The organism is Rhodanobacter sp. UC4448_H15, assembly GCF_052978265.1.
This window is the reverse complement of the sequence record NZ_CM129665.1, coordinates 1,051,338-1,064,872: the sequence shown is the minus strand read 5'-3', so window position 1 is coordinate 1,064,872 and position 13,535 is coordinate 1,051,338. Positions and strand designations below refer to the sequence as shown.

The window sequence follows — 13,535 nt, the reverse complement described above, 5'->3', positions numbered from 1 at the left end:
ACGACGGGCATCAGACCGCCCGCCGTCCCCACCGTGTCACCAGCCGAAGCCGACACCCACGCCGCCGGATGCCTCGTTGCCGCTCACCGCCGCGCCGAAGGTCAGGTTGGCGCGCGGCGACAGCTGCCGCGAATAACCGACCGACAACGCCGCTTCACCGCGGTAGCCGCCCACACCCACGCCCAGCCGGTTGGGCGTGTTGATGCCCTGCGTGCTGAACGCCATCTGCGCCATCGCCGTGCCCATCGCGCCGACCTGGTCCATGCGCTTGTCGACGCCGTGGAAGCGGTCGTTCATCTGGTCGCGCAAGCCGTTCACGTCGGCGGTGGAGGCGACGTTGGCGAACTTGGCGTCGGCATAGGCGTTGGCGCTGCGCAGGGTCTGCTGCGCGTTGGCGTCGGTGTAGCTCTTGGCCGTCACCAGCGCCTGCTCGACCTGGCCCACGTTGGCCGCGTCGGTGGCCTGGCTGCCGGCCGCCACGTTGGTGACCTGGCGGTTGTTCGCGGCCGTGCCCACCGACACCGTGTTGGCGCGATCGGCCAGCGAACCCTGGCCCAGCGCGACGGCGCCGGAAGCGGTCACCGAGGCGCCTTCGCCCAGCGCCACCGCGTTGGTGGCGCTCGCCGCGACCGTGCTGTTGGCGCCCACGGCGGTGCTGCCGTCGGCGTTCACCCTGGCATTGCCGCCGATCGCGGTGTCGTTCGCGCCGGCGGCCAGGCTGTCACCGCCGATCGCGGTGGCATGATCGCCACCGGCGGAGGCTGCCGAACCGATCGCCAGGCCCCTGGAGCCGGCCAGCACGTTGGCGTCGTCGCTGCCGTCGCCGACCGTATCGATCGCCACCGCGCCCAGCTCCATCGTGCTCTGCCGCAGATCGCCGATCTGCCCCTCGATGGTGGTGACGCGGCCGTCCAACGCGCCGATCGCCGCGGTGTTGGTGGTGATCGCGGCGGTATTGTCGCCCAGCGCGGCGCCGGTCAGGTCGAGTTGCGCCTGCAGCGCATTGAGCTGGTCCAGATTCACCGCATCGGTGCCCTGGGTACCGGCGGCCACGTTGGTGATCTGGCGCTCGAAGCCGGCGCTGCCCACCGACACCGTGTCGGCGCGATCGGCCAGCGACTGCGCGCCCAGCGCCACCGCGTTGTCGGCGGTGGACTGCACCCACGCGCCCGAACCCAGCGCGGTGCCGTTGACCGCGTCGGCGCCGGCCAGCCAGCCGAACGCCGCGGCATAGTCGCCGGTGGCGTAACTGCCGGCGCCCAGCGCGGTCGCGCCGACGCCCGATGCCTCGGTGAAGAACTGCCCGCCGACGGCGCTGCCACCCACGGCCACGCTCTCGTCGCCGCTGGCCGCCGAGTTCTCGCCCACCGCCACGCTGCTGGCGCCACTGGCCGCTGCACCCGTGCCGCTGGCCAGGGAGTAGTCACCGATGGCCATCGAGTTGTAGCCCAGCGCCGTGCCCAGGAAGCCCGGCGCAACGCTGTAGCCGCCCAGCGCGACCGTGCCGGCATTCAGCGCGCCGCTGTCGTAGCCCAGCGCCAGCGATTGTTCGCCAATGGCGCCGCCGTAGCCGTTGCTGTCCTGCGTACCCATGCCGATCGAGAACACGCCTTCGGCATGGCTGTCTGCGCCCAGTGCCAACGCGCCTTGCGCCAGCGCGGTGGCGTTGTTGCCTACCGCGGTGGCCGCGTCGGCGCCGGTGTAGGCCGCGCCGCCGACCGAGGTTGCGCCGGCGCCCTGCGCCCAGGCACCGTTGCCGGTGGCGGTGGCGTTGTCGCCGACGCCGACGGTCTGGTAGCCCAGCGCGATCGCGCCGCGCCCTTCGGCAGCCGCCAGCGAACCGACGGCGATGGAACCCTCACCTTGGGCTTCGGTGGCGAGGAAGCCATTGGCCGGGTCCGGATCGCCGCCGCCAATCGCGATGCCGCCGCGGTCCGATGCCTGCGCGTTGGCGCCGAGCGCCACGCTGTTGTAGCCATCCGCGCCGGAGTTGGCGCCGCCGGCGAACGCGCCCTGCCCGGTGGCGTACGCCAGCGAGCCGACCGCCGTGCTGTCGATGCCGTCCGCGCCGGCGCCGGCGCCCAACGCGGTCGCGCCATAGGCACTCGCCTCGGTGCTGTAGACCGTGCCGTCGGTATCGACATAGTCGCCGCCCACCGCCGTGGCGGAACCATCGGTGGCGCTGGCGTGGGAGCCGAATGCGCTGGCGTTGTCGCCGCTGGCGACCGCATCCACGCCGCAGACGAAGGCGCCGTCGCCGGTGGGCGTGGCCGGCACCGTGGTGGTGACGCCGTCGACGGTGTAGGTGCAGCTCGCGGCTGCGGTCTGCGCGTGGATCGTCAGCGGCGCCAGCGCCAGTGCCAGCACGCCGGCGGCGACCAGGCGCAGGCGCGAACCGCCGCGACGGCCGCGCCGCGAGGCCAGCTCCGATACCACCACCACCGCGCCCAGCGCGGCATTCCAGATCTTGCTGTAGATCGTGTTCATGATTTTGAGATTCCTGTGCGGCGCCGCCCGCGCGACGATGCGCGTGGCGGTGCCTGGCGTGTGATGTGCAGCCACCCGGGCGTGCGGCTTGCGCCGGTCACGCCCGGTGGCGGATTCGGCCCGAACGGGCCGCTTCAGGGTGCGGCGCAGGCCACGTCCACTGCGTTGAAGGCAGCGGCCACGTCGGCCTCGGCATAGCCACGGTCGGTGGCGGCCTGTTCCACTCCGCAGGCGCCGCCGTCGAAGGTTTCGGCCGGGCTCCAGTACAGCGCATTGGCGTCGTGGAACACCTCGAACGCCTTGCGCGTGTTCCAGCCGCTGGTCTTGGCCAGCAGGCAGAACGCGCGGTTGTACACGCCGCTGCTGTAATGAACGTCGAGCGAGTCGTTGTAATCGCGCGCGCTGTCGATGGATGCACCATCGTTGCTCGGCGTGCACATGTCGCGCAGCGCCGCCATGCCCAGCAGCGGCACCGTGGCCGGCTTGACCATGTCCGCGCCGACCATGAAGTCGTTGCTGCCGCGGTCGAAGTACTTCACCGCCTCGCCGGCCATGTCGGAGAACGCCTCGTTCATGCCGCCGGACTGGCCGGTGTATTCCAGCCCCGAATGCTGCTCGGTGAAGCCGTGGCTGATCTCGTGCCCGGTCACGTCCAGCACCACGAAGGGGAAGAAGTACTGGTCGCCGTCGCCGAACACCATCTCGCGGCCGTCCCAGAACGCGTTCTCGTAGTTGGTGCCGTAGTGCACCCACATCGACAGCTGCATCGCCGAGCCGTCGGTGTTCTTCAGCGGTGGCTCGCCGAACCAGGTCGAGTACATGTCGTGCACCACGCCGCCGAAATGATGCGCATCATTGATCGGTGAATATGCGCCGTTGATCGCGTCGCCCTGGCTCACCCACAGCGCCGGATTGCTGCCGGCACAGCCGAACGACCACTGCGTGACGCGCTGGCCGCCGGCCAGGTTGTAGGTGGCCACGTCGGCGTCCTGCAGGTAGCACACGCTGCCGATGCGCACCGCATCGAGGCGCTCGAGACCCGGGCCGGAGTTGTCGTAGTTGTACGAGCCGGTCAGCGCGTTGCCGCCCGGGCCGGTGGCGGTGACCGCGACCGGCGTGCTGCCGCCGCCCGGCGGACGCCGGCCGTGGGCGAGCCCGTCCCACTGCTTGAGCACGGCGCCGGTGTCGGCGTCGACGATCGCGGTCGGTCGCGACGGCTGGCCGTGGTTGTCCAGCACGTAGGACACGCGATAGGTCAGCCGCGGCGCGCGACCGGCCTGCGGGTAGACGAACAGCTCGCTGTCGACATTGCGTGCCGCCAGGCCGGTATCGCCCATGTGCCGGCGCAGCGCGGCGGTAGCGGCGGCGGCCGTCAGCCGCGGCTGCGCCGAAGCGAGTTGCGCGCCGATGTCGCGCTCGGCCGAGCCCGCTACCGACAGCACCGCGCCGCGCGTGTCGCGTTCCACCACCACGCTGCGGCCGTAAACCGGCACGCCGCGCCAGGTCTGCCGCTCGCGCGATTTCAGCGTGCCGTGCGCGGTGCGCAGCTGGCGATCCGCCTGGAACGAGGCGTCCGTCCCCAGGCCCAGTCGGTTCGCCAGCGTTGCAGGCGCGATCCGACCCATCGCACCGGCGTGGATGTGCAGCGGCGTTGCGGCCATGCACGACGCGGCGGTGGCGCCACCCAGAGCCAGGACCAGGGCAGCGACGAGTTTCTTGTTGAGCATTTCCATCCCCCAAAACAGTCAGACGATCTGCCGTGGCGGTGCGCAGGCGCCGCAGCACGGTCAGCTGGATTCCGCCGCCCTCCCCGGAGCGGCGAATCGGCGACCGTAGGAGAGCGGCGCACGGCCCGTCAATTGGAAAAATTCCGAGAACCTGTCCAAACTCGTGTTCTTTCGTCGCCCATTTCCCGCTTCCCGCAGGCCTTTCATGCAGCTCATCGACATCGGCGCCAATCTCGGCCACGAGTCGTTCCGGCACGACTTCGACGCCATGCTGGCGCGTGCGCAGGAGCACGGCGTGAGCCGGATGATCGTGACCGGCGCCTCTGCCGACGGCAGCCGCCACGCGCTGGCCCTGGCACACGACCACGCCGGCCGCCTGTTCGCCACCGCCGGCGTGCATCCGCACCACGCGATCGACTTCGACGACGCCACCGAGGCGCTGCTGCGCGAGCTGGCGCGCGACCCGGCGGTGCGCGCGGTCGGTGAAACCGGGCTGGACTACAACCGCAACTACTCGCCGCGCGAGGTCCAGCTGGCCGTGTTCGAGCGCCAACTGCGGATCGCGGCGGATGTGCACAAGCCGCTGTTCCTGCATCAGCGCGATGCGCACGACGATTTCGTCGCGCTGCTGCGGCGCTGGCGCGACAAGGTGCCCGGCGCGGTGGTGCACTGCTTCACCGACACCGGCGAGGCGCTGCGCGACTACCTCGCACTGGATTGCCACATCGGGATCACCGGCTGGATCTGCGACGAACGCCGCGGCACCCACCTGCGCGAGCTGGTGCGCGAGATCCCCGCGCACCGCCTGATGATCGAGACCGACGCGCCCTACCTGCTGCCACGCACGGTGCGTCCGTCGCCGGCGCATCGGCGCAACGAGCCGATGTACCTGAGGCACATCTGCGAGGAGATCGCCCGCGACCGCGGCGAGAGTCCGGAAGTCACCGCCGCGAACAGCACGGCGACCGCCGAGGCGTTCTTCGGATTGCCGCCGCTGGCGTAGGGCGGCACTGCCCGCCGGATTCCGCGTCCCGAAGAGTGAAGAGCGGCGGGCAGCGCCCGCCCTACACCGTCAGCACGCGCGACTCGCCGGGGGCCAGGCCATCCAGCGTGTGGTCGCCGACGCGCACGCGGATCAGCCGCAAGGTCGGAAAGCCGACCGCGGCGGTCATGCGACGCACCTGACGGTTGCGGCCTTCGCGCAGGGTGAGGCTGAGCCAGCTGGTGGGGATCGCCTGGCGGAAGCGCACCGGCGGGTCGCGCGGCCACAGCCAGTCCGGTTCGGCGGCGAAGGCGGCCTCGGCCGGCAGGGTCGGGCCGTCGTTCAATCTCACGCCACGGCGCAGCGCGGCCAGCGCGGCTTCGTCGATGCAACCTTCGACCTGGGCCAGATAGGTCTTGGCCTGCTTGTGGCGCGGGTCGGTGAGCCGGTGTGCGAGTGCGCCGTCGTCGGTGAGCAGCAGCAGACCTTCGCTGTCGCGATCCAGCCGTCCAGCCGCATAGACGTCCGTTTGCGCGACGTAATCGGCCAGCGTGGCGCGGCCTTCGCGGTCGGTGAACTGGCAGAGCACGCCGTACGGCTTGTTCAGCGCCAGCAGCATGACGGGTGCAGCGACCGCCCGGATTACCGGGCGGACGTGGCGGCGGCAGTGGCGGCACTCGTCGGCGCGGTCGGCTTGACGAAGCGCAGCGTCATGCGATCCGACTCGCCGATGGCCTGGTACTTCGCCCGATCCTGCTCGCCCAGGGTGAGCGTGGGCGGCAGCGTCCACACGCCCTTGGGATGGTCGTGCGTATCCTGCGGGTTGGCGTTGACCTCGCTGCTGCCGTCGAGCACGAAACCAGCCTCGACGGCCAGCTTCACCACGTAGTCGGTGGGCAGGTAGCCGCTGCCCTTCACCGATTCGAGGCTGGCACCCGGCGCGGCGCGATGGTCGGCCACGCCCAGCACGCCGCCGGGCCGCAGCACCGCGAAGAACGCCTTGAACATGGCCGGCGCGGTACCTGCCTGGACCCAGTTGTGAACATTGCGGAAGGTCAGCACCGCGTCCGCCGAGGCGGGCGGGCCGAACACCGGCGCGTGCGGATCGAACTCGATGATTTTCGCGTTGCCGTAGTGCGCCGGATCGGCGGCGAACAGGCGATGCAGCGCGCTGTCGTCGCGGCGCGCCTCGGCGTCGCGGCGCGGCGCCGTCACCGCGGCGATGTAGTGGCCGTTGTCGTTGAGCAGCGGCGCCAGGATCTCGCTGTACCAGCCACCGCCGGGGGTGATCTCGATCACCGTCTGGTCCGGCTGCACGCCGAAGAACTGCAAGGTCGCCTTGGGATGGCGATAGACGTCACGCGCACGGTTGGCCGGCGAACGCCAGCTGCCCGCCAGCACCTGGTCCAGTTGCGAGGCGGTGAAATCGCTGGCGCTGGTCGGCGGCACCAGCGCATCGGCCGGCTGGTCCGCTTCGGTGGAGGCGCCCGGCGCCACCTGTTGCGCACATGCCGGCAGCGCCAGCGCGGCGATCAGCAGCCAGGCGAAACGCGGCCGCGATCGTGCGCGGGACGAAGAGTTGGCAGGATTCGCTTGGTTCATCGTTGACTCCCTGGCCCGCAGGCCGTCCGGACGCGATGCAGTGGTGGTTCGAATGCGCCACGCGACTGCCCGCCTCCGGCCGAGGCCGTCGCGGGGCAGGTGGAGCACAAAGCGGTTGATGGCGGCCAATATGGCGGAAAGACCGTGCAGACCAGGTGGACAGGTGGAAGCGAGCCGTGCGCCCGCCCCTCTCGCGCACCCATTCTACGGCATCCCGCAGCCCGCAAGAACGGCTCAGTAATGGATCACCGAGCGGATCACCTTGCCGCCGTGCATCAGCTCGAACGCCTCGTTGATGCGCTCCAGCGGCAGCACCTGGCTGATCATCTCGTCGATGTGGATCTCGCCAGCCAGGTAGCGGTCGACGTAGCCGGGCAGTTGCGAGCGACCCTTGACGCCGCCGAACGCCGAGCCGCGCCACACCCGGCCGGTGACCAGCTGGAACGGCCGCGTGCTGATCTCCTGGCCCGCGCCGGCCACGCCGATGATGATCGACTCGCCCCAGCCCTTGTGGCAGCACTCCAGCGCCGAGCGCATCACGTGCACGTTGCCGATGCACTCGAACGAGTAGTCCACGCCGCCATCGGTGAGCTCGACGATGACCTGCTGGATCGGCGTGTCGGGGTAGTCGGCCACGTTGATGCAGTCGGTGGCGCCGAGCGCCTTGGCCATCGCGAACTTTTCCGGGTGGCGGTCGATCGCGATGATGCGTCCGGCCTTGGCCATCACCGCGCCCTGCACCACCGACAGGCCGATGCCGCCCAGGCCGAACACCGCGACGGAGGCGCCGGGTTCCACTTTCGCCGTATTGAGCACCGCGCCGATGCCGGTGGTGATGCCGCAGCCGAGCAGGCAGACCTTTTCCAGCGGCGCGGCCTTGTTGATCTTCGCCAGCGAGATTTCCGGCAGCACGGTGTACTCGCTGAACGTGCTGGTGCCCATGTAGTGCAGCAGCGGCTTGCCGTCGAGCGAGAACCGCGAGGTGCCGTCGGGCATCAGGCCCCGGCCCTGGGTGACGCGGATCTTCTGGCACAGGTTGGTCTTGCCCGAGCGGCAGAACTTGCACTCGCCGCATTCGGGCGTGTACAGCGGAATCACGTGGTCGCCGACCTTGAGCGAGGTCACGCCCGCGCCGACTTCCTCGACGATGCCGCCGCCCTCGTGGCCGAGGATCACCGGGAACTGCCCTTCCGGATCGTCGCCGGACAAGGTGAACGCATCGGTGTGGCACACGCCGGTGGCGACGATGCGCACCAGCACCTCGCCCGCCTTCGGGCTGGCCACGTCGACCTGTTCGATGGAGAGCGGCTGGCCGGCGGCCCAGGCGACGGCGGCACGTGATTTCATGGTTCGACTCCTCGCAATGGATCGGCAACGACCCGCGATGATGGCCTGTTTTCAGCCACTTTGCGCAACTGCGTCAATCGACCGCCGGGTCGTCGGGCCGGAAGCTCGACATCTGCCCCCGGTATTCGGCCGCCTCCGCCAGCAGCCAGTCTCGGAAGCGCTGCAGGCCGCGGTGCTCCTGCGAGCGCGGCGGATACACCAGCCAATAGGCCTCCTTCACCGCCAGGTAGCTGTTGCCCAGCACCTGCAGGCGGCCGGCGTCGATCAGCGACTTCGACGTCACCATCCGCCCCAGCGCCACGCCGAGACCCTCCAGCGCCGCATGGCGCAGCGCGTCGAGGCTGTCGAACTGCGCCACGTAGCGTTTCGGCGGCGTGCCGCCGGTGCGGCCGAACCAGTCGCTCCAGCGGGTCGATTCGCCGGGCTCGCCGAGCAGCGGCCAGCGCGACAAATCGTGCGGATCGACGCCGGCCATCCGCGCGACCAGTGCGGGCGCGGCCACCGGTGCGATCCATTCGCCGAACAGCCTTTCGCAGAGGAGCTCCGGCCACTGGCCGCGGCCGTAACGCAGCGCCACGTCCACCGGTTCGCGCGCGAAGTTCACCAGGGTCGAACCGGATTGCAGGCTGAGCTCCAGCTCCGGATACGCAGCGACCAGTTTCGGCAACCGCGGCACCAGCCAGCTCGACATGATGCCGGGGCTGGCGCTGAGCGTGAGCGCGTCGTGGTGGCGCGTGCGATAGGCGCCGAGCGCGTGCTCGATGCCGTCGACGTGCTCGCCCACCGCTTCCAGCAAACAGTTGCCGTCGACGGTCAGCGTCACCCCGCGCGGCCCGCGCTCGAACAGGCGCCGATCCAGCCGCTCCTCCAGCTGTTTCATCTGATGGCTGAGCGCGCTGACGGTGAGGTTCGCCTCGCGCGCCGCGCGCGACAGATTGCCCTGGCGGGCGATCAGCACGAACTGTTGCAGCAGTCCCAGCGGCAGCTTGCCCATCTTGAATATCTCTCAAGTCTGGCTTGCGAATATATCGCTTTTTGGCGCTTGTCCGCGCGCGTATCTTGAGCACACCCCAAGCCTGACACCCTCCCGAGGAGGCACCCCATGAGCTCGATCTGGAAAGATCTGCTGTTCCTGCACGGCCACCTGCTGCACAAGGACGACCTCGAATGGCGCACGGAAACCCCGGCCGCCGACACCGCCGACACCGAGGCCGTCGAAGCACCCGTCAGCCGCGACGCCAAGGCCGCGGCACTGGCCTGCTGCGCCGCCGTGTGGCCGCGCATCGTGGCGCCGCACTAGCCATCCGCGGCTTGAATGCGGTCTGGAATGCACCATGTGAATGAAGGTGCGCGACAACCGTCGCGCGCCTTTTTCCATGCTCGTTACCAGGAGAGGCGTTCCATGCAACAGCGGTCACTCGGCGGCACCTCCCTTTCGATCGCGCCGCTCGCCTTCGGCAGCAACGTCTTCGGCTGGACGGTGGACGAGCCGCGCGCGTTCGAGCTGCTGGACGCCTTCGTCGATGGCGGCGGCAACCTGATCGACACCGCCGACGTCTACCCGGCATGGGTGCCGGGCAACCACGGCGGCGAGTCGGAGACCATCATCGGCAAGTGGCTGCGGCGCAGTGGCAAGCGCGACCAGGTGGTGATCGCCAGCAAGGTCGGCAAATGGACGCGGCACCGCGGGCTGGCGCCGGTGAACCTGCAGCAGGCGGTGGAGGGTTCGCTGCAGCGGCTGCAGACCGATCACATCGACCTGTATTTCGCGCACGAGGACGACGCCAGCGTGCTGCTGGCCGACACCCTGGGCGGCTTCGCGCGACTCATCGAGCAGGGCAAGGTGCGCGCGATCGGCGCCTCCAACTACAGCGCCGAACGCTTCGCCGACGCACTGGCCGTATCCAGGCAGCACAACCTGCCGCGCTACGACGTGCTGCAGCCGGAATACAACCTGGTCAGCCGCCGCGGCTACGAGGCCGAACTGGAGCCGCTGATCCGCCGCGAAAACATCGGCGTGATCTGCTACTACGCGTTGGCCAGCGGTTTCCTCAGCGGCAAGTACCGCCAGGCGGCCGACCTCGCCGGCCATCCGGCACGCAGCGGTGGCGTGCGCGCCCACCTCAATCCGCGCGGACTCGGCGTGCTGGCTGCGCTGGACGCGGTGGCCGCCGCCCATCACGCCACGCCGGCCCAGGTGGCGTTGGCCTGGCTGATGGCGCGCCCGGGCATCAGTGCGCCGATCGCCAGCGCCACCAGCGTGACGCAATTGAACGAACTGCTCGGCGCCTTGCAGCTCTCGCTGCGCGCCGACGAGATCGCGGCGCTGGATCAGGCCAGCGCCTGATCTGCCGCGATCACGCCATCACGCGGACAACAACCCCAGCGCCGTGTTGAGCGTGGCGCTGGGCCGCATCGCCGCGCCGGCCTTCATCCGGTCCGGGTGGTAATAGCCGCCGATGTCGACCGGCTTGCCCTGCACACGGGCGAGCTCGTCGACGATGGTCGCCTCGTTCTCCGTCAGCGCCTTGGCCAGCGGCGCGAACCTCGCCTTCAGCGCGGCGCTCACGTCCTGCGCCGCCAGCGCCTGTGCCCAGTACATGGCGAGGTAGAAGTGGCTGCCGCGGTTGTCGATGCCGCCGACCTTGCGCGAGGGCGACTTGTCGGTGTCGAGGAACTTGCCGTTGGCCTGGTCCAGCGTCTTGGCCAGCACGTCCACCTCGGCGTTGCCGTGGCGGTTGCCGAGGTGTTCCAGCGAGGCGGCCAGCGCGAGGAACTCGCCGAGCGAATCCCAGCGCAGGTAGTTCTCTTCCAGGAACTGCTGCACGTGCTTCGGTGCCGAGCCGCCGGCACCGGTCTCGAACAGGCCGCCGCCGGCCATCAGCGGCACGATCGACAGCATCTTCGCGCTGGTGCCCAGCTCCATGATCGGGAACAGGTCGGTGAGGTAGTCGCGCAGCACGTTGCCGGTGACCGAGATCGTGTCCAGACCCTGGCGGATGCGCTCGAGCGAAAACTTCGTGGCCGCCACCGGATCCATGATGCGGATGTCCAGGCCGCTGGTGTCGTGGTCCTTCAGGTAGCGCTCGACCTTGGCGATCACCTGGCGGTCGTGCGCACGCTGCGGGTCCAGCCAGAACACCGCCGGCGTGTGCCGCGCGCGGCTCACCGCCAGCTTCACCCAATCCTGGATCGGCGCATCTTTCGTCTGGCACATGCGCCAGATGTCGCCGGCTTCCACGTCATGCTGCAGCAGCACCTTGCCGGCCTCGTCGATCACCTTCACCACGCCGTCGCCAGCGATCTGGAAGGTCTTGTCGTGCGAGCCGTATTCCTCGGCCGCCTGCGCCATCAGGCCCACGTTCGGCACGCTGCCCATGGTGGCCGGATCGAACGCGCCATGCGCCTTGCAGTCCTCGATGGTGGCCTGGTAGACGCCGGCGTAGCTGCGGTCGGGGATCACCGCCACGATGTCCTGCAGCTCGCCCTTCGCGTTCCACATCTTGCCGGAGTCGCGAATCATCGCCGGCATCGAGGCGTCGATGATCACGTCGCTGGGCACGTGCAGGTTGGTGATGCCCTTGTCGGAGTTGACCATCGCCAGCGCAGGACGCTGCGCGTACTCGGCATCGAGGTCGGCCCTGATCGCCGCCTGGGTCGCCTCCGGCAGACTGCCGAGGCGCGCGTACAGATCGCCGATGCCGTTGTTCGGATTGAAGCCGGCCTGCTTCAGCGCGTCGGCATGCTTGATCAGCACGTCCTTGTAGAACTCGCCCACCGCCACGCCGAACATGATCGGGTCGGAGACCTTCATCATGGTCGCCTTGAGGTGCAGCGAGAACAATACGCCCTGCTTCTTTGCGTCGGCGATCTGCGCGTCGATGAACGCGGCCAGCGCGCGGCGCGACATCACCGCCGCGTCGATGATCTCGCCGGCGAGCAGCGTCGTCTTCGGCTTCAGCACGACCTGGCTGCCGTCCCTGCCGAACCACTCGATGCGCACGCTGCCGGCATGCTCCACGGTCACGGATTTCTCGCTGCCGTAGAAATCGCCGCCGTCCATGTGCGCCACGCGGGTCTTCGAATCTGTGCTCCACGCGCCCATCCGGTGCGGATGCTTGCGCGCGTAGTTCTTCACGGAAACCGGCGCGCGGCGGTCGGAGTTGCCCTCGCGCAGCACCGGGTTCACCGCGCTGCCCTTGACCCGGTCGTAACGCGCCTTGATGTCCTTCTCGTCGGCGTCCTTCGGCTCGTCGGGATAATCCGGCAGCGCGTAGCCTTGGCCCTGCAATTCCCTGATCGCGGCCTTCAGCTGCGGCATCGAGGCGCTGATGTTGGGCAGCTTGATGATGTTCGCCTCCGGCGTGGTGGCCAGACGGCCCAGCTCGGCGAGGTCGTCGGCGATGCGCTGGTCCTCGCGCAGGCGCTCGGGGAACAGCGCGATGATGCGCCCGGCCAGCGAGATGTCGCGCGTCTCCACCGCGATGCCGGCGGTGCCGGCGAAGGCAGCGATGATCGGCAGCAGCGACTGCGTGGCGAGGAACGGGGCTTCGTCGGTCAGCGTGTAGATGATCTTGGACGACGTGGACATGGTATGAGTGAACCTCTCTGCTGCCGCGTGGCGCGGGATGGATGTCGTTGCACGCTCGGCGTCATCGCGGCGGCGAAAGACCCGATCATCGCGCGTGCAATCTGCCCATTGTCGCGTTTTAGCGTGCCACGGGAAAGCGCGTCGCCTTCATGTCGTCATGCCCGCCGACCCTTCCACCGCAAAACGAAAGGGACGCGGCGAGCGCGTCCCTTTCGGCGGCCAGGCGCAGGGAGCGTCATGGCTTCACGGAAAAGTCCTTGCTCGCCACCGGCTGCCCGTCCAGCGAGATCTCGATCTTGTAGTCGCCCTGCGGGAAGCCCTCCGGCTGGCTGATCATGAAGGCCGTCGTTTCCGGGCCGGACGCATCGAGCTCCTTGCTGTCCTCGTGCAAGGCCTGGTCCCGCGGGCCGAGCCACCGGGCCGTCAGCGTGGCGTGGCCCGAACCCGTGGTCTCGACCGACGCGTAGATGGTGTCCTTCGGCGCGAAGCTGGTGGCCGTGGCCACGACCTTGTGGTTGGCGTCGACGCTCGAACCCACTTCAAGCGAGGTGAAGCTCACGGCCGCGACGGCGCCCTCATTGGCCAAGCCCGTGCTGGTGGCCGGGGGCGGAAATGCCGGTGGCTCCGGCGAGGTGGACGCTGCCGTTCCGCTCGGCGGCGGACTGGAGGGCACCGGCGAGGCCGGCTCACTCTTGCCGCACGCACCCAGCGCCAGTGCTGCGGCCAGCGACGCGGCAAGCATCAGGGGTTGTCGGGTAGTTTTCATGGGGGCACCTCTTTTCATCGCGGAAAGCCCGGG

At 69.4% G+C, this 13,535-nt stretch carries 11 protein-coding genes; 3 read left to right on the top strand and 8 right to left on the bottom strand.

Translation table 11 applies throughout. From position 1 onward, the window contains the following. Positions 1 to 36 precede the first annotated feature (36 nt). Positions 37 to 2,487, bottom strand: a complete 2,451-nt coding sequence (locus tag ACVCMI_RS04720) for an ESPR-type extended signal peptide-containing protein (protein WP_447097248.1) — start codon at positions 2,485 to 2,487, stop codon at positions 37 to 39. A 134-nt stretch (positions 2,488 to 2,621) separates the two neighbouring features. Then, positions 2,622 to 4,214, bottom strand: coding sequence for a M4 family metallopeptidase (locus tag ACVCMI_RS04715; RefSeq protein ID WP_447097249.1), 1,593 nt, complete (start codon positions 4,212 to 4,214; stop codon positions 2,622 to 2,624). A 205-nt stretch (positions 4,215 to 4,419) separates the two neighbouring features. Here ACVCMI_RS04715 and ACVCMI_RS04710 point away from each other — a divergent pair, with 205 nt between their 5' ends. Further along, complete coding sequence (locus tag ACVCMI_RS04710; RefSeq protein WP_447097250.1) at positions 4,420 to 5,217, top strand: TatD family hydrolase; 798 nt, start codon at positions 4,420 to 4,422, stop codon at positions 5,215 to 5,217. Between the two features lie 61 nt (positions 5,218 to 5,278). On the opposite strand, the gene ACVCMI_RS04705 is transcribed toward ACVCMI_RS04710, so the two are convergent. The 4 genes from ACVCMI_RS04705 to ACVCMI_RS04690 form a co-directional block, all read right to left on the bottom strand. Next, positions 5,279 to 5,815: a pseudouridine synthase gene (locus ACVCMI_RS04705; RefSeq protein WP_447097251.1), complete on the bottom strand. Its 537-nt coding sequence runs from the start codon at positions 5,813 to 5,815 to the stop codon at positions 5,279 to 5,281. 23 nt (positions 5,816 to 5,838) lie between these two features. Continuing rightward, complete coding sequence (locus tag ACVCMI_RS04700; protein WP_447097252.1) at positions 5,839 to 6,798, bottom strand: class I SAM-dependent methyltransferase; 960 nt, start codon at positions 6,796 to 6,798, stop codon at positions 5,839 to 5,841. Positions 6,799 to 7,032: 234 nt separating this feature from the next. After that, positions 7,033 to 8,145: an S-(hydroxymethyl)glutathione dehydrogenase/class III alcohol dehydrogenase gene (locus ACVCMI_RS04695; RefSeq protein ID WP_447097253.1), complete on the bottom strand. Its 1,113-nt coding sequence runs from the start codon at positions 8,143 to 8,145 to the stop codon at positions 7,033 to 7,035. 73 nt (positions 8,146 to 8,218) lie between these two features. Then, positions 8,219 to 9,139, bottom strand: coding sequence for a LysR substrate-binding domain-containing protein (locus ACVCMI_RS04690; RefSeq protein ID WP_447097254.1), 921 nt, complete (start codon positions 9,137 to 9,139; stop codon positions 8,219 to 8,221). Between the two features lie 108 nt (positions 9,140 to 9,247). On the opposite strand from ACVCMI_RS04690, the gene ACVCMI_RS04685 reads away from it, so the two are divergent. Then, positions 9,248 to 9,445, top strand: coding sequence for a hypothetical protein (locus ACVCMI_RS04685; protein WP_447097255.1), 198 nt, complete (start codon positions 9,248 to 9,250; stop codon positions 9,443 to 9,445). 102 nt (positions 9,446 to 9,547) lie between these two features. Continuing rightward, positions 9,548 to 10,492, top strand: a complete 945-nt coding sequence (locus ACVCMI_RS04680; protein ID WP_447097256.1) for an aldo/keto reductase — start codon at positions 9,548 to 9,550, stop codon at positions 10,490 to 10,492. An 18-nt stretch (positions 10,493 to 10,510) separates the two neighbouring features. On the opposite strand, the gene ACVCMI_RS04675 is transcribed toward ACVCMI_RS04680, so the two are convergent. After that, a complete protein-coding gene (locus ACVCMI_RS04675) occupies positions 10,511 to 12,736 on the bottom strand; it encodes an NADP-dependent isocitrate dehydrogenase (protein WP_447097257.1) in 2,226 nt (741 codons plus the stop codon). A gap of 235 nt (positions 12,737 to 12,971) precedes the next feature. Continuing rightward, positions 12,972 to 13,502 (bottom strand): hypothetical protein, encoded by a 531-nt coding sequence (locus ACVCMI_RS04670; protein ID WP_447097258.1) that lies wholly within the window; start codon positions 13,500 to 13,502, stop codon positions 12,972 to 12,974. Between the last annotated feature and the right edge of the window lie 33 nt (positions 13,503 to 13,535).

Bases quoted from the DNA above. Each gene is read 5' to 3' on its own strand.
- ACVCMI_RS04720 (WP_447097248.1), bottom strand. From the start codon at position 2,487: ATGAACACGATCTACAGCAAGATCTGGAATGCCGCGCTGGGCGCGGTG.
- ACVCMI_RS04715 (WP_447097249.1), bottom strand. From the start codon at position 4,214: ATGCTCAACAAGAAACTCGTCGCTGCCCTGGTCCTGGCTCTGGGTGGC.
- ACVCMI_RS04710 (WP_447097250.1), top strand. From the start codon at position 4,420: ATGCAGCTCATCGACATCGGCGCCAATCTCGGCCACGAGTCGTTCCGG.
- ACVCMI_RS04705 (WP_447097251.1), bottom strand. From the start codon at position 5,815: ATGCTGCTGGCGCTGAACAAGCCGTACGGCGTGCTCTGCCAGTTCACC.
- ACVCMI_RS04700 (WP_447097252.1), bottom strand. From the start codon at position 6,798: ATGAACCAAGCGAATCCTGCCAACTCTTCGTCCCGCGCACGATCGCGG.
- ACVCMI_RS04695 (WP_447097253.1), bottom strand. From the start codon at position 8,145: ATGAAATCACGTGCCGCCGTCGCCTGGGCCGCCGGCCAGCCGCTCTCC.
- ACVCMI_RS04690 (WP_447097254.1), bottom strand. From the start codon at position 9,139: ATGGGCAAGCTGCCGCTGGGACTGCTGCAACAGTTCGTGCTGATCGCC.
- ACVCMI_RS04685 (WP_447097255.1), top strand. From the start codon at position 9,248: ATGAGCTCGATCTGGAAAGATCTGCTGTTCCTGCACGGCCACCTGCTG.
- ACVCMI_RS04680 (WP_447097256.1), top strand. From the start codon at position 9,548: ATGCAACAGCGGTCACTCGGCGGCACCTCCCTTTCGATCGCGCCGCTC.
- ACVCMI_RS04675 (WP_447097257.1), bottom strand. From the start codon at position 12,736: ATGTCCACGTCGTCCAAGATCATCTACACGCTGACCGACGAAGCCCCG.
- ACVCMI_RS04670 (WP_447097258.1), bottom strand. From the start codon at position 13,502: ATGAAAACTACCCGACAACCCCTGATGCTTGCCGCGTCGCTGGCCGCA.